This window comes from Acidiphilium sp. 34-64-41 (assembly GCF_002282635.1).
Lineage (GTDB): Bacteria > Pseudomonadota > Alphaproteobacteria > Acetobacterales > Acetobacteraceae > Acidiphilium > Acidiphilium rubrum.
In genome coordinates this window covers 1-21,368 of the sequence record NZ_NCJX01000078.1, presented here as the reverse complement: position 1 = coordinate 21,368, position 21,368 = coordinate 1, and the positions used below count along the sequence as shown (strand labels likewise).

At 63.6% G+C, this 21,368-nt stretch carries 17 protein-coding genes; 6 read left to right on the top strand and 11 right to left on the bottom strand.

Going from position 1 to position 21,368, the window contains the following annotated elements; all coding sequences use genetic code 11:
- Nucleotides 1-86 precede the first annotated feature (86 nt).
- The 4 genes from B7X49_RS14225 to B7X49_RS14210 all read left to right on the top strand — a co-directional run bounded on the left by B7X49_RS14225 (nt 87) and on the right by B7X49_RS14210 (nt 5,045).
- On the top strand, nt 87-686 hold the full coding sequence (locus tag B7X49_RS14225) for a bifunctional precorrin-2 dehydrogenase/sirohydrochlorin ferrochelatase (protein WP_286703704.1): 600 nt from the start codon (nt 87-89) through the stop codon (nt 684-686).
- A gap of 4 nt (nt 687-690) precedes the next feature.
- Nucleotides 691-2,439, top strand: a complete 1,749-nt coding sequence (locus tag B7X49_RS14220) for a sulfite reductase flavoprotein subunit alpha (RefSeq protein ID WP_286703705.1) — start codon at nt 691-693, stop codon at nt 2,437-2,439.
- Complete coding sequence (locus tag B7X49_RS14215; RefSeq protein ID WP_286703706.1) at nt 2,439-3,119, top strand: phosphoadenylyl-sulfate reductase; 681 nt, start codon at nt 2,439-2,441, stop codon at nt 3,117-3,119. The genes B7X49_RS14220 and B7X49_RS14215 overlap by 1 nt, the downstream gene beginning before the upstream one ends.
- Nucleotides 3,120-3,386: 267 nt before the next feature.
- Nucleotides 3,387-5,045, top strand: coding sequence for an NADPH-dependent assimilatory sulfite reductase hemoprotein subunit (locus B7X49_RS14210; RefSeq protein ID WP_286703707.1), 1,659 nt, complete (start codon nt 3,387-3,389; stop codon nt 5,043-5,045).
- 24 nt (nt 5,046-5,069) lie between these two features.
- On the opposite strand, the gene B7X49_RS14205 is transcribed toward B7X49_RS14210, so the two are convergent.
- The 4 genes from B7X49_RS14205 to B7X49_RS14190 form a co-directional block, all read right to left on the bottom strand.
- On the bottom strand, nt 5,070-5,450 hold the full coding sequence (locus B7X49_RS14205; protein WP_286703708.1) for an energy transducer TonB: 381 nt from the start codon (nt 5,448-5,450) through the stop codon (nt 5,070-5,072).
- 64 nt (nt 5,451-5,514) lie between these two features.
- Complete coding sequence (locus tag B7X49_RS14200; protein WP_286703709.1) at nt 5,515-6,741, bottom strand: cytochrome c; 1,227 nt, start codon at nt 6,739-6,741, stop codon at nt 5,515-5,517.
- Nucleotides 6,738-8,408 carry a PQQ-binding-like beta-propeller repeat protein gene (locus tag B7X49_RS14195; RefSeq protein ID WP_286703710.1) on the bottom strand — a complete coding sequence of 557 codons (1,671 nt, stop codon included), beginning with the start codon at nt 8,406-8,408 and terminating at the stop codon, nt 6,738-6,740. The genes B7X49_RS14200 and B7X49_RS14195 overlap by 4 nt, the downstream gene beginning before the upstream one ends.
- Before the next feature lie 309 nt (nt 8,409-8,717).
- The gene (locus tag B7X49_RS14190) at nt 8,718-9,497 is read right to left on the bottom strand and encodes an IclR family transcriptional regulator (protein WP_286703711.1); all 780 of its coding nucleotides are present in this window, start codon (nt 9,495-9,497) and stop codon (nt 8,718-8,720) included.
- A gap of 107 nt (nt 9,498-9,604) precedes the next feature.
- On the opposite strand from B7X49_RS14190, the gene B7X49_RS14185 reads away from it, so the two are divergent.
- On the top strand, nt 9,605-10,897 hold the full coding sequence (locus B7X49_RS14185; RefSeq protein WP_286839873.1) for an FAD-binding oxidoreductase: 1,293 nt from the start codon (nt 9,605-9,607) through the stop codon (nt 10,895-10,897).
- Between the two features lie 129 nt (nt 10,898-11,026).
- Here the strand turns inward: B7X49_RS14185 and B7X49_RS14180 are convergent, their stop codons facing one another.
- The 6 genes from B7X49_RS14180 to B7X49_RS14155 all read right to left on the bottom strand — a co-directional run bounded on the left by B7X49_RS14180 (nt 11,027) and on the right by B7X49_RS14155 (nt 18,460).
- A complete protein-coding gene (locus tag B7X49_RS14180) occupies nt 11,027-13,126 on the bottom strand; it encodes a TonB-dependent receptor (RefSeq protein ID WP_286839870.1) in 2,100 nt (699 codons plus the stop codon).
- 14 nt (nt 13,127-13,140) lie between these two features.
- Nucleotides 13,141-14,250: an S-(hydroxymethyl)glutathione dehydrogenase/class III alcohol dehydrogenase gene (locus B7X49_RS14175; RefSeq protein WP_029313147.1), complete on the bottom strand. Its 1,110-nt coding sequence runs from the start codon at nt 14,248-14,250 to the stop codon at nt 13,141-13,143.
- Nucleotides 14,251-14,268: 18 nt separating this feature from the next.
- Nucleotides 14,269-14,841 carry an S-(hydroxymethyl)glutathione synthase gene (gfa, locus tag B7X49_RS14170; protein ID WP_286703714.1) on the bottom strand — a complete coding sequence of 191 codons (573 nt, stop codon included), beginning with the start codon at nt 14,839-14,841 and terminating at the stop codon, nt 14,269-14,271.
- A gap of 60 nt (nt 14,842-14,901) precedes the next feature.
- Nucleotides 14,902-15,588 carry a c-type cytochrome gene (locus B7X49_RS14165; RefSeq protein WP_286839867.1) on the bottom strand — a complete coding sequence of 229 codons (687 nt, stop codon included), beginning with the start codon at nt 15,586-15,588 and terminating at the stop codon, nt 14,902-14,904.
- Between the two features lie 28 nt (nt 15,589-15,616).
- The gene (locus tag B7X49_RS14160; RefSeq protein WP_286703716.1) at nt 15,617-16,477 is read right to left on the bottom strand and encodes a transporter substrate-binding domain-containing protein; all 861 of its coding nucleotides are present in this window, start codon (nt 16,475-16,477) and stop codon (nt 15,617-15,619) included.
- A gap of 141 nt (nt 16,478-16,618) precedes the next feature.
- A complete protein-coding gene (locus B7X49_RS14155) occupies nt 16,619-18,460 on the bottom strand; it encodes a methanol/ethanol family PQQ-dependent dehydrogenase (RefSeq protein ID WP_286839865.1) in 1,842 nt (613 codons plus the stop codon).
- A 300-nt stretch (nt 18,461-18,760) separates the two neighbouring features.
- Here B7X49_RS14155 and B7X49_RS14150 point away from each other — a divergent pair, with 300 nt between their 5' ends.
- Nucleotides 18,761-20,854, top strand: coding sequence for a sigma-54-dependent Fis family transcriptional regulator (locus B7X49_RS14150; RefSeq protein WP_286703719.1), 2,094 nt, complete (start codon nt 18,761-18,763; stop codon nt 20,852-20,854).
- Nucleotides 20,855-20,877: 23 nt separating this feature from the next.
- On the opposite strand, the gene B7X49_RS14145 is transcribed toward B7X49_RS14150, so the two are convergent.
- Nucleotides 20,878-21,297 (bottom strand): pentapeptide repeat-containing protein, encoded by a 420-nt coding sequence (locus B7X49_RS14145; protein ID WP_286703720.1) that lies wholly within the window; start codon nt 21,295-21,297, stop codon nt 20,878-20,880.
- Between the last annotated feature and the right edge of the window lie 71 nt (nt 21,298-21,368).

Genomic DNA, 21,368 nt, shown 5'->3' with positions numbered 1-21,368 from the left:
ATCTTATTTCTAGAGTATTTTGCGCTGGACAGAGAATGCCGTTTCACCACAAGTGGGAGACCGCTATATTCACCCCAGGAGATATGATGATCCCGATTGCGCTCGATCCTCGTTTTGCGCGTCTTGCGGTCGCCGGCAACGGCGCCTTGGCGCTGCGCCGGTTTCGCGCTCTGCGCGCCGCCGGCGCTGCCGATGCGCTGCTGTTTTCCGATGCCCCCGATGACGAAGCGGTGACCGAAGCGGGCGATCAACTACGCCGCGCGCTGCCCGGCCCCGATGATCTGGCAGCGCTGCACGTGCTGTGGATCGTCGATCTACCGCGCGACCGCGCCGAACCGCTCGCCGCCGCCGCCCGGGCGCAGCGGCTGCTCGTCAATGTCGAAGACGTCCCGCCCTTGTGCGATTTTCACTCGGTCGCCGAAGTGCGGCGCGGCGATCTGCTGCTGACGATTTCCACCAACGGCCGCGCCCCCGGCCTGGCCGGCATGATCCGGCGCAATTTGGAACTGCGCTACGGCGCGGAATGGGCCGATCGCGTCGCGGAAATCGGCACCCTGCGCGCCGGCTGGCAGCGTGAGGGCATCTCGATGCCCGAAGCCGCCAAACGCATCGCCGCAATCGCCGCGGACCGGAAATGGCTGTGCGACCGGGTGTGCGATTTCGCCGCCCCGCAACCTCAAGGCTGATATCATGACAAAAACCGCCAAACTGCCCCGCACCGCGCCCTTCGCACCCGATGAAATCATCGCGCTCGATCAGGTGATCGGCCGTGCCTCCGCCGTGCAGCGCGCGTGGCTGACCGGGTTTCTGGCGGGCATCGATGCCGCCGGCACCGAAGCCGCCCCCCTCGCGGCGGCGCCGGCGGTCAAAACCAAACTCACCATCCTGTACGGCACCGAATCCGGCAACGCCGAAGCCCTCGCCGGTGCCGCCAAGCGCGATGCCCAGAAGCGCGGCTTCGCCCCCCGCCTGCTCGACATGGCGGACGCCGACCTCGCCACGCTGAAAGACACCGTCAACCTGCTGGTCATCGCCTCCACCTGGGGCGAAGGCGAGCCGCCGCAACGCGCCGCCCCCTTCATGCGCGCCCTGATGGCCGATGGCGCACCGACGCTCGATGGCGTGAATTTCGCGGTGCTCGCCCTCGGCGATTCCTCCTACGCGCAGTTCTGCGAAACCGGCAAACAGATCGACGCACGGTTCGAAGCGCTCGGCGGCGTCCGCATCGCCGAACGGCTCGATTGCGACCTCGATTACGAAACCCCGGCCGCCGGCTTCATCGCGTCCCTGCTCGAAAAACTGACCCCGGCCGCCGATGCCGGCTCGGTCATCCATGTCGATTTTCACCGCGCCGAAGCCGAACCAGTCGGCAAGAACGCCCCCTTCGCCGCCGAAATCGCCGCCCTGCACGCCATTACCTCGTCGCGCTCATCCTCGGAGACGCTGCATCTCGAACTCGACCTGACCGGTTCGGGCATCGCCTACCAACCCGGCGACACGCTGGGCATCGCGCCCGAGAACGACCCTGCCCTGGTCGGCGCGGTGCTGCGCGCCACCGGCCTGTTCGATGACAGCGCCGCCCACAGCGCGCTCACCCGCGAACGCGACATCACCACGCTCAGCGGCAAATTGATCCAGGATTACGCCGCCCTCACCGGCGATGCGAACCTCGCGACACTCGCCGCCGATGCCGAGGCGCGCGGCCGCTTCATCGCCGGCCGCCAGCCGATCGACCTGTTCGAATCCTACCCCCACACCCTGACCACCGCGCAACTCACCACCCTGCTGCGCAAACTGCCGCCGCGCTATTACTCGATCGCCTCATCACAACGCCTGGTCGGCGAGGCCGCCCATCTCGCGATCGCCAAGGTCGCCTATGAAAGCGAAGGCCGCGCCCGGCTCGGCGTCGCCTCCGGCATGATCGCGGAACGCCGCAAAACCGGCGGCAGCGTCAATGTCCACGTCAAGGCCAACCCGCATTTCCGCCTGCCCGAAACCAACGAAACGCCGATCGTGATGATCGGCGCCGGCACCGGCATCGCGCCCTACCGCGCCTTCCTGCAGGAGCGCGAAGCCCTCGGCATCGCCGGCAAATCCTGGCTCATCTTCGGCCACCGCCACTTCCTGCACGATTTCCTCTACCAGCTCGACATCCAGGATTGGCTGAAATCCGGCGTGCTCGGCCGGCTCGACCTCGCCTTTTCGCGCGACCAGCCCGAAAAACGCTACGTCCAGCACGTGCTCTGGAACCAGCTCCACGACCTGCGCGCCCAGCTCGACCAAGGGGCCACGCTCTACCTCTGCGGCGACGCCAAGGCGATGGCCCGCGATGTCGATACCACCCTCGTCCGCATTCTCGGCAAGGACGACGCCGATCGCGGCCAGCACGAACTCGATGCGCTGATCGCCGCCGGCCGCTATAAAAAGGACGTCTACTGATGCTTGAAACCCTGACAAAACCGGAAGCCGAAGCGCTCGATCTGCTGCGCACCAGCATCGCGGCCCACCCCGGCCGGATCGCCCTGGTCTCATCCTTTGGCACCGAATCCGCCGCCCTGCTCGACCTGATCGCGCGGATCGACCGCACCCTGCCGGTCATCTTTCTCGATACCGGCAAACTCTTCCCCGATACCATCGCCTATCGCAACGCCCTGATCACCAGGCTGCGCCTGTCGGACGTGCGGACCATCCGCCCCGACCCCGCCCACCTCGCCAGCTTCGACCCCAACGGCACCCTGTTCGCCCGCGACCCCGATTTATGCTGCACCCTGCGCAAAACCATGCCGCTCGACGACGCGCTGCTGCCGTTCGAAGCCTGGATCAGCGGGCGCAAACACACCCAGTCCGACAGCCGCGCCACCCTGCAAGCCACCGAAACCGGCCCCGATGGCCGCATCATCGTCAACCCGCTGCGCGCCTGGACCCAGACCGATATCGAAACCTACTTCACCAGCCGCAACCTGCCCCACCACCCGCTCCAGGCCGATGGCTTCGCCTCGATCGGCTGCCACACCTGCACCCGCCGCATCCAGCCCGGCGAACCACCCCGCGCCGGACGCTGGAGCGGTACCGGTAAAATCGAATGCGGCATCTTCCTCACACGGCCGGTCGCGGCATGAGCCGGCAAGGCGGGGCTTCGCCCCGGACCCCGACCAGGGGGCTCTGCCCCCTGGACCCCCGCCAGGAACTTAGTTCCTGGACCTCATTAGTTTCAGATGAGAGGGGGCTTGCGACGCCCTTTGAAAGGCAACGGAATTGATGCCCCCTCTCATCTGAAACTAGCGGGGTCTGGGGCCTAAGGCCCCAGCGGGGTCCAGGGGCGGAGCCCCTGGTGGGGCGTGGGGCAAAGCCCCACCCTTCCGACACATATCGCGAAAGGACGCACGATGGCTGATTTAGCGCGCAATGAAACGATCAAGGCGCGGAGTGATTTTCTACGTGGCACTCTAGCGGATGAGCTGGATGTGCAGGCGTTCGGCGGGTTGGGCGAGGACGATGGCCAGCTCATCAAGTTCCATGGCGTGTATGTGCAGGACGACCGTGATTTGCGGCCGGAGCGTGCCAAGCGGAAGCTGGATCTGGCGTATATGTTCATGGCGCGTTTGCGCGTTCCCGGCGGCGTCCTGACGCCACGGCAGTATCTGGCGATGGACCGGCTGGCGACCGAGCGCGGCAATGCTACGGTGCGGCTTACCACGCGGCAGACGATTCAATTTCATGGCGTGATCAAGAGCAACGTGCGCGAGGCGATGCGCGCGATGGATGCGGCTTTGCTCGATACGATTGCGGCGTGCGGCGACGTTAATCGCAACGTGATGGCGGCGGCGAACCCGTATTTGTCGCGCGCGCATGGCGAGGCGGTGGAGGCGGCGCGGCAGTTATCGGCGCATTTCCTGCCGCGCACGGGGGCGTGGCGCGAGATTTTCATTGGTGACGAGCGGGTGCTGGGCGGCGAGCCGGAGGCCGAGCCGATTTATGGGCCGACCTATCTACCCCGCAAGTTCAAGATGACCGTGGCGGTGCCGCCGTCGAACGATGTCGATGTGTTCGCGCATGATCTGTCGTTCATCGCGATCGTCGAGGGCGAGACCATCGTCGGCTACAATGTGGTGGCGGGTGGCGGCATGGGCGCGTCGCACGGCGACGCCGCGACCTATCCGCGGGTGGGTGATGTGATCGGCTATTGCGCGGCGGCGGATCTGATTCCGGTGGCCGAGGCGGTGGTCACGGTGCAGCGCGATTACGGCGACCGCACCAACCGCAAGCACGCGCGGCTGAAATACACGATCGACACGCACGGGCTGGACTGGTTCAAGCGCGAGGTAAACGCCCGGCTGGCCACCCCGCTGGCGCCGGCGCGGCCGTTCGAATTCACCGGCAACGGCGATGCGCTTGGCTGGCTGACCGATCATGAGGGGCTGCATCATCTGACGCTGTTCATCGAGAACGGGCGGATCGCGGATGTCGGGGCGTGGCGGCTGAAATCGGCCCTGGTCTCGATCAATTCGATGCCCGATTTCATCGATCGTGGCGCGATCATCATGACCGCCAACCAGAACATCATCATCGCGCGCGCGAGCGATGCCGACCGGACCGCGATCGAGCGGATTCTGGCCGAGCATGGCGTGGTGCAGCATGTGTCGGTGCTGCGCGAGGGCGCGATGGCCTGCGTCGCGCTGCCGACCTGCGGCCTCGCTTTGGCCGAGAGCGAGCGGTATCTGCCGCATCTGATCACCGCGATCGATGGGCTCCTGACCGAAAACCACCTGTCCGATCAGCGGATTACCGTGCGCATGACCGGCTGCCCGAACGGCTGCGCCCGGCCCTATATCGCCGAGATCGGCTTGGTCGGGCGCAATCCTGGCCGATACAATCTGCTGCTGGGCGGCGCTGCGGACGGATCGCGCTTGAACACGATCTACCGCGAAAACGCCGACGAGGCTGAAATCATTGCCGCGTTGTCGCCGCTGTTCACGCAATTCGCCAAGGATCGTCTGCCGGGCGAGGGATTTGGCGACTACACGAGGCGCGCCGGCATCGTGTGATGCAGCACTGCCCGGCGGGCGGCATCATTTGCTGCCCGCCGGCGGGATATAGATCGTTTCCTGCGCGGTGAAGCGGATCGGGATGAGGTGATAGGTCTGTTTGCCGGCGGGTGCCGCGTCGAACGGGGTTGCCTCGATCGCGGCGATCGCTTCATCATCGTCGGTCGCATCGCCCGATGAGCGTGCAACGCCGATTTTGGCGAGCTTGCCTTTGTCATCGATGGTGAATTGATAAAACCCGACGCGCGCGACCCCGGCCTGTTTCAGCAGCGTTGCCTCGGTTTTATTAACCGCCGCCGTCACACCGTCGGACAGGGGCGGAAACGCGCTAGGGGCGATGAAATCTTCCTGCCCGGCCCAGGCGGTGAGCGGCAGTGCAACAAGACAGATCAGCAAACGCTTCATCCGGTGGCTCCCGTATCGTGGCGATGCGCCAGAATACCGGGCGCCATCCGGAATTGGCAAATGATCAGTTGACGGGGCACACGCCCAGCTTGTTGGGCGTGCCGGCCGGGTGGGCCTGGACGCCGACGATGGCCGTGCCGAAATTGGCGCCGGGGCTGGTCGGAAACGGCGTCTTGCCCGCCGGGTAGCAGTTGGACGCCAGCAGATAGGCCATGACGCTGGCGTATTCCGCCGGCTTCAACGACCCCGGATTGTTGAGCGGCATGTTCTGCGTGACGATCGTGTTGAGAATCGAAACGGTATATTTATTGCTCGTCGCGGTCTTCAGAAACTCGGTGCCAGCAATCGCCGGTGCTGCCACGCCTTGCAGGTTCGCACCATGGCAACTCGCGCAATTGGTAGCGAATACCGCCTTGCCGCTGGCGGCTTGGGCGGCGGTGTAGAGGGCAGCGCTCGCCGCGGTATGGGCGGCGGCTTCGATCAGCAGGGTCGGGCGCTTGACCGGCGGGGTGTAAGCGACCGGCCTGACCACGGCCGCCGCCGCCGCATGAGTGGCGCAGTGGTGCTGCACCATCGGTGCAGCTGCAGTATAGAGAACCAGCATACCATTTTCCTTCTTGACGGATGCGGTGCCTGTCGCCGGAATCGACAAGGCACCTGGTTTCACGGCGTGCCAGACCAGCCAGCCGTGGTGAATACCGTAACCGACCGCCTTGGGTGCGGCGCAGCCGTTCGCGGTCGGGGCGCCATCCGGCACCGCGAGCGTGGTGTTCGCAATCGCGCCCAGCATGCCGCCGAGCACGTCGTACTGGCTGGTGCGGCCCTCCGCGACTTCGAGGTTTTCGAGCGCGCTGGACGATGCGGTCTGAAACGCGTTGAGGCCGCGCGCCTTCACCGCTTCCTGCAGATAGGCGACGGCGGCGAGTTCGTTGATCTGCACGCCGTGCAGCGCAGGCACATAAGGCGGTGTCGCGGTCTGGTCGAGCAGGGCGTTGACCTGGCCCATCGAGCCGGTGGCGTCACCGGGGTTCGGCACGTGCGGGTCGAACGCGGGGTCCTTGCTGCCAACCAGGGCGTTGATGGCACTCTGCGCGGCCTGGACGTAATTGGCCGGGCCGCTGGTCGTGCCGTTTTCCGCCGCCATGATGGTGGTGATGGCAAATTTGATATCGGCCAATGCAGCGGCGGCGCGGGCATGTTCCGAAGGCGACGCTGCGGAGGCGAAAGCAACGGGGGTGGCAAATGCCACCCCCGCGCCCAGGATCAATCCGATCCGGTTGGCCAGCCTCATTTCGGCAGAGCGAACATGGTCAGCATGGTGCCCTTATTGTCTTTCGGCATGGTCGGCAGCTGCTGGTTGCCGGCCGGGCCGGACGCGACCGCGACATACTCGGTGCCGCCATCGGTGAAGGCGACCGGCGGGGCGATGATCGGCGAACCGGTATCATAGCTCCACAGTTTCTTGGCCGAGGTGGCATCGAACGCGGCGAAATCGCCGTTTTCCATGCCGGTGAACACCAGCCCGGTCGAGGTCGAGAGCGCGCCACCGGCCATCGGCAGTTTTTCCGGCTTGCGCCAGGCGAACACGCCGTTGCTCACGTCGATTGCATTGAGCTGTCCGGTGTTCTGACCCACGAAGGTCGGGAACGCACCGCCGAGGTAGAACTGCCCTGCGATGTAGACCACCGATTTGGTCGATTTCCAGAAGCCGCACTCATTGCTGCTGGGCAAATAGATCATGTTGGTCTTGGGATCGTAGGTACCGCCATTGTATTCGACGCCACCATTGGTGTTCGGGCAAGCGACGTTGCCTTTGAGTGATGGTGCAAGTTTCTGGTGATACTGCATGCTGACCTGCAAATGATTGACCAGCGCGCCGGTCTTGGAGTTCAGCAGCCAGAAATTACCGGCCTTGTCGCCATCGGCCACCAGCGGCATCATCTTGCCGTCGACCTTGCCGTTGAACAGCACCGGCGGCATCACCGGATCCCAGTCATGCGTGTCGTGCGGAATGAACTGGTGATACCAGACCAGTTTCGGCTTGGCGCCGGAAATGTTCAGCGCCACCAGCGAGTCGCTGTACAGATTGCTGCCTTTGCGGGCCGGGCCGTTGAAATCCGGCTGCGGGTTGCCGGCATTGGCGTAGAGCATGTCGGTTTTCGGATCGATCGCCATCATGGTCCAGACCGCGCCGCCGCCGCGCTTCCAGCTGTCGCCGCTCCAGGTCGAATGACCCTTCTCGCCCGGGCCGGGAACCGCATTCCATTGCCACAGCTCGTTGCCATTGGTGGGGTTATAGGCCGCAACATTGCCAATGCCGCCCCAGTCGCCGTTCGAGACGCCCAGGATCAGCATCGCCTTGCCGGTCTTGGGGTCCTTATAGGGCAGCGGCGCCATGGTGTAGAACGAGTTGGCCGGGTCCTTGACCAGCAGCTTGCTGAACACGACCTTGCCGGTATTGGCATCGAGCGCCACGAGCTTGCCATCGAGTGTCGCGATATAGACCTTGCCATCGAGCAGCGCGATGCCTCGGTTGGCGGCAAACGCGATGACGTGGGGGTTGTCCGAATACTGCCATTTCAGCTTGCCGGTCTTCACGTCGATTGCGTACACATGATCATGCGCGGAGCTGATATACGCCGTGCCGTGCCAGATGATCGGCGCCGCTTCGATCGGGCCGTTGTCGTCGATCTTGAAGGTCCACGCCGGCTTGAGTTGAGCCACGTTCGCGGGTGTGATGTCGCTCAGATCGACATAGCGATCGTTGTTGTAGTTCTTGGCCGGCAGGATCCAGTTCGAGTGATCGCCCTGGGTCGAGGCGTAATCCTTCAGCGTCGGCGTCGTGGTGTTGGCCATGGCGCCGGCATAGGCGAGCCCGCCGAGCCCGATCGCGAGTGCCGCTCCGGCAATGCCCGCCATGATCGCGCGCTTGCGCCGATGAGTTCTGGTTTTTTCCATTGGGTCCGTTTCCTTATTTTGAGACGCAGCCTACGAGTTGACGCCTCATCTGGCGGCATCTCGTTTCATTGGTAACGCTACCATAACGCGAGTGTGATGCAAGAGGGCGTGGTCCAGAGAGAAAGAGGCTTCAAGACCAGTCAAAAAGAGCATAACGCCCTCATATAACTTCCACGTCCATAAATGATCAATCAGAACACTCTATAAGTCGAATCCGTAACAATAAAACCACTCATACCCCAGAGTCAAAAAGTTTTTTGATTCTTTTTTACAAAAAAGAAGTACTTCCTCGCTCTTTCACACGTTCTTTCAGATCACGCAGTTCGATGCCACAACATCCGCCGAAATCCGTTCCGCGGCCATTTTCACCTCCGGTGCCAGGGTTGCCAGCCGGGCGTCGTCCATCCGCATCGCCGGTGCGGTCACGCTCAGGCTGGCGACCGGACGACCGGTACGATCGAAAATCGGCGCCGCGACGCAGATGATGCCGACCTCGTGCTCCTCCCGGTCGAACGCGAGCCCTGCTGCGCGAATATCGTTGAACGCGGCGCGCAGCAGATGGCGCGAGGTAATGGTGTGCGGCGTATGCCCCGTCAATGTGATCGCATTGATGATCTCGTCGCGTTCGGCCTGCGGCAGATGCGCCAGAATCGCCTTGCCCACGCCGGTGCAGTGCAGCGGTCCGCGCCGCCCGACCGAGGAAAACAGCCGCAGTGTCTTCGGGCTCTCGCGCTTGTCGATATAGATGATCTCGTGCCCATCCCGCACCGCGAGATGCACGGTTTCATCGGTGCTGCGCCACAGCGTATCGACGTGGCGCGATGCCACCGCCTTCAGATCGATCGATTCCCACGCCCGGTAGGCGAGTTCGAGCAGACCGAGTGCCGGCCGGTAGGTCCGGTCCGGCGCGGTGCGGATCAACCCGGCGGTGACCAGTTCCTGCAACAGGCGGTGCAGCGTTGCTTTAGGCAGGCCGGTCTGCTCCAGCAGGGTCGAAAAACTGGCCGGCGGTTCGCTCACACTCACGCAGCGCAGCAGCGCGAACGCCTTGGCGATGCTGGTGGGCAGATCGGTAATGGGCATGGTCATGCGGATCAGGGTAAGCCCGCCCGCCCCGTTGTCAATTCGGAAGCCGGTTCCGCAATTTGAAATCCGCGACTCTTCCGACACGCCGATCCAGCGGATATATCACGATCATGGATGCTCTGATCTCGCGCCTCACCGCCGCCCTGGGGCCCGCCGCCGTGCTGACCGAACCGCACGACATCGCCCCGTATGGCGCGGATTGGCGCGGCCTGTACCGCAACACCCCGCGCGCCGTGCTCCGCCCCGCCGATACCGCGGGCGTCGCCGCCGCCGTGGCGCTGTGCGCGGCCGCAGGCGTCGCCATCGTGCCGCAGGGCGGCAACACCTCGATGGTTGCCGGCGGCATTCCCAGCGCGCCGGATGCCCTGCGCGCCGCACAGTTGGCGGCCGAGGCGGCGGGCGCGCTGCTGCCGCTGTCGATCAGTTCCGAAGGCAGCGCGCAGATCGGCGGCGTCATCGCGACCAACGCGGGCGGCAACAACACGCTGCGCTTCGGCAACGCGCGCGACCTGGTTCTCGGCCTCGAAGTCGTGCTGCCGGACGGCGCGATCTGGCACGGGCTGCGCGCCCTGCGCAAGGACAACACCGGCTACGCCCTGCGCCAGTTGTTCGCCGGATCGGAAGGCACGCTCGGCATCATCACCGCCGCCGTGCTCAAACTATCGCCCGCGCCGCGCGAACGCGCCACCTGCCTGGTCGGTCTCGCCAGCGTCGCCGCCGTGCTCGACCTGTTCGCCCGCTTCCGCGATGAAGACGATGCCGCGCTCTACGCCTTCGAATACATCTCGGGCACCGCGATGGAGATCAATTTGCGCCACATGCCGGATGGCCGTTTGCCGCTCGGCCAACCGGCCGCGCATTACGCGCTGATCGAACTCGCGACCACCCGGCGCAACGCGGCCCTGCGCACCACGATCGAGGCGGTGCTGGGCGATGCACTCGAAGCCGGCCTCATCGAGGATGCCGCCATCGCCCTGTCCGAAGCCCAGCGCCTCGCCTTCTGGGCGCTGCGCGAACACGTCTCGGAATCCCAGAAACGCGAAGGCGCCTCGATCAAGAACGACGTCTCGGTGCCGGTCGCATCAGTGCCCGCGCTGCTCGACCGCGCGGCAACCATGCTCGCCAAAACCTACCCCGACGCACGCATGGCCGCGTTCGGCCATATCGGCGACGGCAATATCCACCTCAACGTCATCACCACCGCCGATCCCGAGGCGCTGATGGCGGATGTCAACGCCATCGTCGCCGACCTCGGCGGCAGTTTCTCGGCCGAACACGGCGTCGGCCTGGTCAAACGCGCAGCGTTCGGGCAGTGGCGCGATGAGACGGAGCGCGGGGTGATGCGGCGGATCAAGCTGGCGCTGGATCCAGACGCGCGCATGGGGCCTGGGAAGGTGTTTTAAGGAAGACTTCTTTTTTATAAAAAAGAAGCAAAAAATTTTTTGACTCTGGGTCTGGGGCGTTGGCGGCGCCGATGCCTCAGACCCGACAAGTAAAAGTTTTTTGGTTCTTTTTTACAAAAAAGAACCCTTCTAAAACCTATACTTCGCCGTAGCCCCCAAAACAAAATTCCGCCCCGGCGAAGGCTCGTAATACTGCCCATTATTTGCAGCCACGACGACCGCGCCGACATAGGTCCGGTTGAACAGATTATCGACCCGCGCGAATTCATCGAACCCGAATTTGCCAATCGTCTGGCGAAACCCGCCGGCAATGCCCGCGGTGAAATAGCCGGCGGCATAGGCCGAGTTTTTATTATCGACATACATCCGGCTCTGCCACCGGCCATCGACCGAGGTATAGAAGCCGCTCGCCGGATCGTGCCAACTCGCCTCGGTGAAAATCCGCTGCTGCGGCACGCCGGGCAGCGCCTTGCCGGCGATCGCGCTATGCTCGAAAAACGCCTTCAGCAGCGTGTAGGAGCCGTATAATTCGATGTGGTGCGGCAGAAAACTGTCGATACTGGCATCAACGCCGTTGCGCCCGGTCTGCCCTTCGTTGGCATAGGCGGTGCGGCCGTTGTTCGAGGACGATACCACGATCTGATTGTTGGTATGGGTGTGGAACGCCGCGATCTGCAGATAGGTGCGCGACCCGAGCAGGGATTTGATGCCCGCCTCGTAATTCTCGCTGGTGGTCGGCACCAGGGCGGCGTTGAATCCCGCCTCGCCGTTCGGCAGATAGGCGAGCTGGTCGAGCGTCGGCGTCTCGAACCCTTCGCCATAATCAGCGAACAAATTGGTCGTCGATGTCAAATGATAGGTCACGCCCGCCACCAGGCTGGTGTGCGAATAGCTGACCGAACCGGTATCGTTGGTCAGTTTCGGCGTCACGTACAGATCCTGCACGCTGAAATAATCCTGGCTATGCCGCAAACCGGCGTCGAAAATGATTTTCGGTGTCAAATTCGCGTTGATCTGCGCATATTCGGCGATGTTGCGCGCAATATCCTGCTCATTGCGCCGCAACGCACCGACCGTGCCGTAATTATTCACATAGCCTTTGCGATGCTGATCCTCATACCCGAAATCGACCCCCGCGACCGCGGTGATCGGCACGCCCGCGATCTGGTCCTTATGGGTGAACCGCGCGCCGACGCCGCCCGATTTGCGCGCCAGGTCCACAACGCCGCCGCCAGATGCCGCGAAACTGCCGGTGAACGGCAGATATTGCAACACGTCGTGGTTCACATCGTACACCAGCAGGCGGATGCTGTTATCGGCATCGATCCGGTGGCGCATGATGAAGCCGAACTGGAAATGCCGCAGCGATTTGCGGCTATCAAATTTCACGACGTTATTGCCGGCCGCCTGCGGATCGGCATGATATTGCGCCGCCGTTAGCCCGCCGGGGTCGAGCGAGCGCGGCTCGTTCAGCGCATCGACCAGCAAGGTGTAACTAGTGTCGGCATCCACCTGCACCCGATACTTGCCGTAAAACTGCTGGCGCCGCGCCGCACTATGATCGCGATACCCGCCGGAATAGAAATCGGATGCGTTCATCATGTAGTTGAACGAACCATCGGTGCCGAATTTCTGCGTCCCGCCATAGGACGCGCTGGCCCGCCAACTACCGTAGCTGGAAGCCAGAATACCGCCGCTCACGGTCGGCACCGCCGGCCCGTCCTTGCTGAACACCTGGATCACGCCGCCCGCGGCATTGCCGTACAACACCGAAAACGGCCCGCTCAGCACCTCGATCCGCGACACGTCGCCGAGATCGATCACCTCGGAATCACCGGTGCCATCCGGTTGCGTCGCCGGCACGCCATCGATCAGGATTTTGACGTTACGGGTGCCGAACGCGGTCTGCGCGCCGAACCCGCGCGAAGTGATGCGCACGCCGGTCGCGTAATTCTGCTGGTTCTGTACATCGATGCCGGGCACCCGATCGAGGCTTTCGGACAGGTTCTCCTGCTCGTTCGCGGTGCTGACCTGCTGGCCGGTCACCGCATAGATCGAGACCGGCACGTCGAAACTCGACTGACGCGTGCGCGTCGCACTCACCACGATCCGCTTGATCGCGATCGTCCCCGGCGAGGGAATGATCACCGGCGGCGCGGTCTGCGCCCAAGCCGAAACCGCGACCGAGGCGAGCGCCGTACCCGCCACCAGCGAGACGGCGCCACGCATCAGCCGCGCCGACATCAGTAAACGACGACGCTGCGAATGCTCTCGCCCTTGCGCATCAGCTCGAACCCCTCGTTGATCTGTTCGAACGGCAGCACATGGGTGATCAGATCATCGATGTTGATCTTGCCGTCCATGTACCAATCGACGATCTTCGGTACATCGGTCCGCCCGCGCGCGCCGCCGAACGCGGTGCCGCGCCAGTTGCGCCCGGTCACCAGCTGGAACGGCCGCGTCGAAATCTCCTGCCCCGCGCCGGCCACACCAACAATGATCGAAGTGCCCCAACCACGATGGCAGCATTCCAGCGCCTGGCGCATCACCTTCACATTGCCGATGCACTCGAAGGAAAAATCGGCCCCGCCATCGGTCAGATTGACCAGATACGGCACCAGATCCTCGCCGATTTCGGAGGGGTTGACGAAATGGGTCAGCCCGAATTTCTCCGCCATCGCCTTGCGGCCGTTGTTCAGATCGACGCCGATGATCTTGTCGGCGCCTGCAATCCGCGCGCCCTGGATCACGTTCAGCCCGATGCCGCCGAGGCCGAAAATCACCACATTGTCACCCGGCTGCACCTTGGCGGTGTTGATCACCGCACCGATGCCGGTGGTGACACCGCAGCCGATGTAGCAGATCTTGTCGAACGGCGCGTCCTCGCGCACCTTCGCCAGCGCGATCTCCGGCAGCACGGTGAAATTCGCGAAGGTCGAGCAGCCCATATAATGCATCACCGGCTCCCCCTCGCAGGAGAAGCGGCTGGTGCCGTCCGGCATCACGCCCTTGCCCTGGGTCGCGCGGATCGCGGTGCACAAATTGGTCTTGCGCGACAGGCACGATTTACATTGCCGGCACTCCGGCGTGTAGAGCGGAATGACGTGATCGCCCTTTTTCAGCGTGGTCACGCCGGGGCCGATATCGACGACGATGCCGGCCCCCTCGTGGCCAAGAATCGCCGGAAACAGACCCTCGGGGTCCGCGCCGGACAGCGTGTATTCATCGGTATGGCAGATGCCGGTGGCCTTGATTTCCACCAATACCTCGCCCGCCTTCGGACCTTCGAGTTTGACGGTCCCGAGGTCGAGCGTCTTGCCTGCTTTCCACGCAATCGCGGCGCGAACGTCCATTGTCTTCAGTCCCCTTGTTTAAGCTGCGAGAGCGCCCGAAGCTTTCGCCACACTGGTCGCGATAGCGTCCATCAACGGCGGCGACAAGCAATCATACGGCTCAAGGCCGAGTTCCTTCAGCCGCGCGCGGATGCCCGCCATTTCGGCCGGCGGCGTGCCCTGCTCGATCACCGAAGACACGAAGGCCGCGAATTCCGGCGCCGACCAGCCTGCCTCGTCGGACAGTTCGGTGTGCACGAAGTCGAGCCCGTAGAACGGGTGCGCCTTGTTCTCGATCCGGCCGAACATGTGCACGCCGCACTCGCGGCAGGCATGGCGCTGGATGGTCGCGTTGTGATCAACGATGTGCAGCTTGCCACCGTTTTCCGTCACATGCACCGCGTCACGCGAGACGACGGCGATCACGGCAAATTTCGCGCCGGCCGGCTTCCAGCACTTCGAGCAGCCGCAGGCGTGGTTGTGGGCCGTCTGCGCATCGATTTTCACCGCCACCTTATGGCTGGCGCAATGGCAATGCAGCGTGCCGCCCGAAAAGCCGGACGCGCCTGGTTTGACCCCGTGATCGATCGAGGGATGAAGAGCGATAGCCATGATTGGTATTCTCCCGGTTGTGTTACGAAAATTGTCGTGACGTGGATCGTCGGCGCGACCTCAGTGCTTCGGTGTACCCTGGCTGACCACCGCAACCGCGCGGGCATCCGTGTACTGATAGATCGCCTTGATCTGGTGCGGTGTGAAAAATCCCGCCCAGCTCGGCATGCCCTTGGCTTTGACCCCGGTCATCGCGATGCCCAGGAACTTGCTCTCGGTCATGCCGTTGTTGAGTGAATTGCGCAGGTTCGGCGCGTACGAACCGCCATCCGCATCCGCGCCGTGGCAGCGGAAGCAGTAGGAATTGAACAGCTCATAGCCGCGGAACACCATCGGCGTCACCTTGTCTGTCCCCTTCTGAAAGATCGGGAAACTGGTGGTGACCGTCTTGCCCTTCACCGTGTAGGTGAATTTCTGCCCCGACGCCGCGCCGCTGGCGGCGGTGGTGCCGGGTTTTTTCAACGTCAGGATCCAGGAAACGATCTCCTTGGTATCCGCCGCACTCAACTGCGGGTGCGCCGGCATCGGCACGTTGCCCCAATTAAAGGCCGGCCCCACGATTTTCTGATTGATCGCGTGGCACGAAAAGCAATCGCTGCCCTTGGCGAGCGTTTCGCCCTTTGGCATCGAGGTCGCCGTGGTGGTGCCCGAGGTATCCGCCGCGTAGCTGGCCATCGTGACCAGGGCCACAGCAGCCACGCCGAGCACACCGGCGCCGATGATGGTGGGGATCGATCTAATCTTCATGCGTCCTGCTCTCATCCAGAAGTTTCAGTTACTGATTCGGAAAATTGACGTGCCGCGGGTTCGCCATCAGCTTGACGTCGTATTTCGCAAGCGTCGCGGTAATTTCGGTCTTGTGCGCGGCAATCACCTTGTCGAGCGCATCCTTCAGCGCCGTATCGTGCTTTCGCACGCCCATCGACATGCCATAGGTGTAGTTCACCGTCGGCAGGCCCGGCCCGTATTCCTCGGATGGTACACGCGCCACCTGCAGATCCGGGTAGTCCTTCAGGAAATCGCCGATCGCCGGTTCCCACGTGATCATCACGCCGACCTTGCCGTCCTGCACCGCCTGCAACAACTCCTTGGGCGAGGCCGTGGGATTGCTGGCGATGTGAAACGGCACCGCATTGCCGATCAGGTCGAGCAGCTTGATCGCGGTTTCCGGCGTCGTATCCTCCTCAAAGCCGATCTTGACCATCTTCAGCGAGACCGAGTTCATCGAGCGGATGTGCAGATGCTTGTCCTTGCGCGTGATGAACACGTAGGACGACCGATAATACGGCTTGGTGTAACCATCTTCATGATCGCCATACGGCAGGTTCATCACGACATCGCATTTCCGTGCGTCGAGATTCTCGGCCAGGAAATTCGAGTAGCCGCCATGACCGCGATAGCTCGCCCAGGTGTATTCGAGCTTGCGCCCCATCGCCTTGGCGACCAGTTCGGCCACCTTGTTCTCGAACCCCTGTCCGGCACGGTTCGAATAGGGCAGGTAATCCGGATCGGCGCAGACCCGCAGCACATGGCTGTTGGCGGCGGGCTCGGCATTGGCGGCGGCGGCATGCGGCGCGATCGCAATCGCACCCGCCATTCCAGCCAGCATCGCCCAACGAAAGGCCGAATTTTTCATGGTGTTTCACTCCAATCACATACGCGCGCAGTTCAGGCGGATCGCGCGCCAAACCGCTCAAAGCAGGCAAACCAAGGCACGGCAAGATAGAAAAAAAACCAGCCCGGGCAGGGGAGACCCGGGCTGGATCGTCAGACGTGATCAGTCGGCACTGGCCACTTTCGAGGGCAGCGCAAACACCATCAACGTACCGCCAAGGTTCGTATAGTCGGTCAGCGTCGCGTTCAGACCGACCGCGCCAAGACCCGCACTCGATTTGTGCAGATTGTCGGCCATGCCGATCGCGGCCCAGCCACCCACGCCACTCAGGATCGCAACATATTGCTTGCCATCATGCATGTAGGTGATCGGGTTGCCGATGATGCCCGACGGGGTCTTGAACTGATACAGGATCTTGCCCGTCTTGACGTCGACCGCGCGGAACATGCCCTTCAGCGTGCCATAGAACGCAAGCCCGCCGCCCGTGGTCATCGCACCGCCCCAATCCTGGAACATGTCGTGCTTCTGCCAAACGGTCTTGCCGGTCACCGGGTTGTAGGCGATGAACCGGCCCCTATAGCCGCCCGGGCCAGGGATCATGTTCACGATCGCGCCGACAAACGGGAAGCCCGATTTGTACTTCACGTTGAACGCCTGATAGCTCATGCACAAATGGTTCAGCGGCGCGTAGAACAGCTTGGTCTGCGGATCATAGGAAACCGGCTGTTCGTCCTTATCGCCCTGCGAAGCCGGGCAGATGTCTTTCACATCCTTGCCGTCGCTGGTCATCTTGGCCGGATCGACGATCGGCTCATTGGTCTTGGGGTCGATCCCGGTCGCCCAGTTCACCGACGGGTCGTATTTGTGAATCGCGATCGGCGCGCCGGTTTCGCGGTTCATCACATACGAGAAGCCGTTACGATCGAAATGCACCAGCGCCGGCACGGTCTTGCCGTGATCATCGACATTGGCGAGCACCATTTCGTTGACGCCGTCATAGTCCCAGCCGTCGTGCGGGGTCATCTGATAGACCCATTTGGCCTCACCGGTTTCCGGGTTGCGCGCCATGATGGTCATCGACCAGCGGTTCTTGCCGGGGCGTTGGCTCGGGTTCCACGTGCCCGGGTTGCCGGTCCCGTAATACATGAGGTTCAGCTTCGGATCGTACGAAAACCAGCCCCAGGTGGTGCCGCCGCCGACTTTCCACTGATCGCCCTGCCAGGTCTTGATGCTGGAGTGCGCCCCGATCGGCTTACCAGTTGCGCCGTTGATCGTGTGCGTGGCGCTCATCAGCATGTCCTTGTTCGGACCTTCGCTGTAGGCGCGCCAGACCTGCTTGCCGGTTTTCGCGTCATACGCCGTCAGATAGCCACGCACGCCGTATTCACCGCCGGCAACGCCGACGATCACGTTCTTGCCCACCACCATCGGTGCGCCGGTCATCGTCTGCCCATCCTGCGGATGCGCGTTCTTGGCCTGCCACACGACCTTGCCGGTCTTGGCATCGAGCGCGTAGAGTACGCCGTCGAGCGCATCGGCATAAACCATACCGTCGCTGAACGCCGGGCCGCGGTTCACCACGTCGCAGCAGGCGACCGGTGGCGCGTTGGAATCATGCGGCGGCTCGAATTTCCAGGCGATCTGGTCCGGATGATTAAGATCGATCGCATAGACGTAGTTCGGATACGACGTCTCGTAATACATCATGTTGCCGATCACGATCGGCTGGCCTTCCAGGCCACGATCGGTCCCGGTCGACATCGACCACGCAACCTGCATGTTCTTGACGTTGTTGGTGTTGATCTGTTTCAGCGGGCTGTACCGCCAGTTGTTGTACGTGCCGGTCGGCATCACCCAGTTGTCGGGGTTCTTCTGCATCGACGTCAGCGAGGTGCTGGCGGGCGTCTGCGCCTGGGCGCCGAGCACGAAGGCGCCGGCACCGATAACACCGAGCGTCGCCAACCTGAGCGAACGACTCAGCGACGATCCTCCTAGTCTTGCCATTTAATTTCCTCCAGTTACGCGGCCGCGCCATCAGGCAAAGTCCGCAAGTCGTTCATTGGGAGCCGGATTTGCCCGGCTGTGCTCTCATCAGCAAGGATCATGCCAAAGCGAAACTCCGCCGCCCGACCCGCCAAGTCCAAGGCGCGCGCCCATTATTCGCCCACCCCGGATAACAATTCTGTCACCTATCCTTCAATCCCGCGTGACAAAACGCGCCAACGATGTGACACTCTGCTACACTTGTCTGATCTGGTCGCGGTGATATGTCTGGCCAGCACGAAAATGAGGAAACCGTCCAGCATGACACACGCCGCAACGGCGGGACCCGCTTCGCTCGATCGCCGCACGCTGAGTCCCGAAGGTCTGGTAACCGCCGGCCCTCAGCCGCGCCCGATTGCGCGGCCAGAGCAACGGCCAGAGCAGCGGCCAGAGCCGCGCGGTGCGGCCAATCTGCGCGAAACCTATGTGCCGCGCGAAGCCTATATCGAAGCCGCCTGGCAGCGCTGCCGCGATCTTTACCACCTCGACCCCGATCATCCGCCGCCCGGCGAACACATCGGTGGCGCCGCCCTGAAACTCCTGCGCGAGGAGCGCGGCCTGTTCGAGCGCGTCGGCCGGGTTGAAATGCATCGCCTGCTCGGGCAGATCAACCACCAGGTCACCCAATCCGCCGCCGCCACGCGCTACGTGCTGATGCTGGCCGATGCCTCGGGCGCCATTCTCGATGCCTTCACCGACAACGCCAACACCGATTGTGCCCGCACCGCCAACATGGTGCCCGGATTTCTGTGGAACGAGCGCCACGCCGGCGTCAACGGCCCAGGCACCTGCCTGCACGACCGCCGCGCCCGCGTGGTCCACCGCGAAGACCATTACTTCACCCGCAACAGCCGCATGACCTGCTCGGCCGCGCCCATCTGGGGTGCCAACGGCACCCTGCTCGGCGTGCTCGACGCCTCCTCCCTCGATTGCGACGACAGCCGCGCCGCCCAGGTGCCCACCATCGCCCTGGTCAGCATGTCGGCCCGCATCATCGAGCAGATGCACTTCACCCATAGTTATCGCGACTGCCTGATCCTGCGCTTTCACGAGCGCCCCGAACTGGTCGGCCTGCCCTACGACAGCCTGCTGGCGATCGACGAGCACGGCACCATCCGCGCGGTCGACAGCACGGTGCCCGCCCAGCTCGGCAAAGCCGACCACACGGCCCTGCTCGGCCGCAGCGTCGCCGAATTGTTCGACGTCACGACCGATCGTCTGTTCGAACACGCCGAAGCCGAGCCCTTCGCGATCTGGCCGATCGCGCATGGCGCGGACCACCACGGCTTCGCCAGCATCTGGCCCGCCAAACAGGCACGCCCCCGCGCGCGCACCAGCCTGCCCGGCAGCACCGCTCACTCCAGCAACGGCAAGTCCAGCGTGGCGGCGCGCAACATCGCCAAGCCGCACCGCCCCGCCTTCCCCTCGCTCGCCCGCTTCGCCGGCACCGACCCCGTGATGGCCGACAACGTCTGGCGCGCCGAACGCGTGATGAACCGCGACATCAACATCCTCCTGCTCGGCGAAACCGGCACCGGCAAGGACAGTTTCGCCCGCGCCATCCACCGCGCCAGCGAGCGCCACGCCCAACCCTTCATCGCGATGAGCTGCGCCGCCATCCCCGAACAGCTCATCGAGAGCGAATTATTCGGCTACGAAGCCGGCGCCTTCACCGGGGCCCGCACCGGCGGCATGCGCGGCAAGGCGCTCGCCGCCCACGGCGGCACCCTGTTCCTCGATGAAATCGGCGACATGCCGCTCTCCATCCAGGCCCGCCTGCTGCGCCTGCTCGAGGAAAAGGAAATCGTCCCGCTCGGCAGTTCGACGCCGATCCCCGTCGATATCCGCGTCATCAGCGCCACCCACCGCGACCTCGAAGCCCTGGTCGCCAGCAACGATTTCCGCATGGATCTGTTCTACCGCCTCAACGGCGTCGCCCTCACCATGCCACCCTTGCGCGCCCGCACCGACCGCGCCGCCCTGATCGAACAAATCTGCCGCGAGGAAGCCTCAAGCGACATCACCATCGCACCGGATGCCAGGCGCGATCTGCTGGCCCATGACTGGCCCGGCAATCTTCGCGAACTGCGCAACACAATGCGCACCGCCATCGCCTTCGCCGAAGGCGGCATCATCGAACGCGCCCATTTGCCACGCCTGCACAGCCAGGCCGCGCCACCGCCCACCCCGCCCGCCGCCATCCCAGCGATACCGCCGGACGAACGCGCCCATATTGTCGAGACGCTGGAACAACACCATTGGCGCATCGCGGCCTCCGCCGCAGCACTCGGCATCAGCCGCAACACGCTCTATCGCAAAATGCACCGCTACGGGCTGATGGCCGACGGCACCTGACGCCGCGGCACGCCCGGCCGATCTTACCCGGCCGGATCGGGGTGCAGGTCGATCCGCAGCGCCTGCAACAACCCATCCCCCTGGCTCTGCGTAATCTTCAGCCGCGCAAAACTGGCGAGCGCGAGCAGATTGAGCGCGCCAAGATCACCACCCCGCACATCGGCGCCGGCCAGCGCCATCCCCGTTGTGATCGCCTCGGTGAAATCACCGCCGCTCAAATCGGCATCGGTGAAATCGACCCCGCCCAGATCCGCCTCGCGAAACCGGCAGCGCGCGAGGTCGCACCCGGGCAGGCGCGCATCGGCGAGCTCCGCGAAATCGAAATTGCAATCATTGAACACCGCGCGGGTCACCACGCTCTTGCGGCCGATCGCGCGGCTGAAATCGACCTGATGCAGCCGCGCGCCGCGCAAATTGTGCGCGTTCCGGTGGATCGCGATCACTGATTCCGTTTGATCGCGATCATCGATTCCGGTGGATCGCGATCATGGATTCCGTTTGATTGCGATCATCG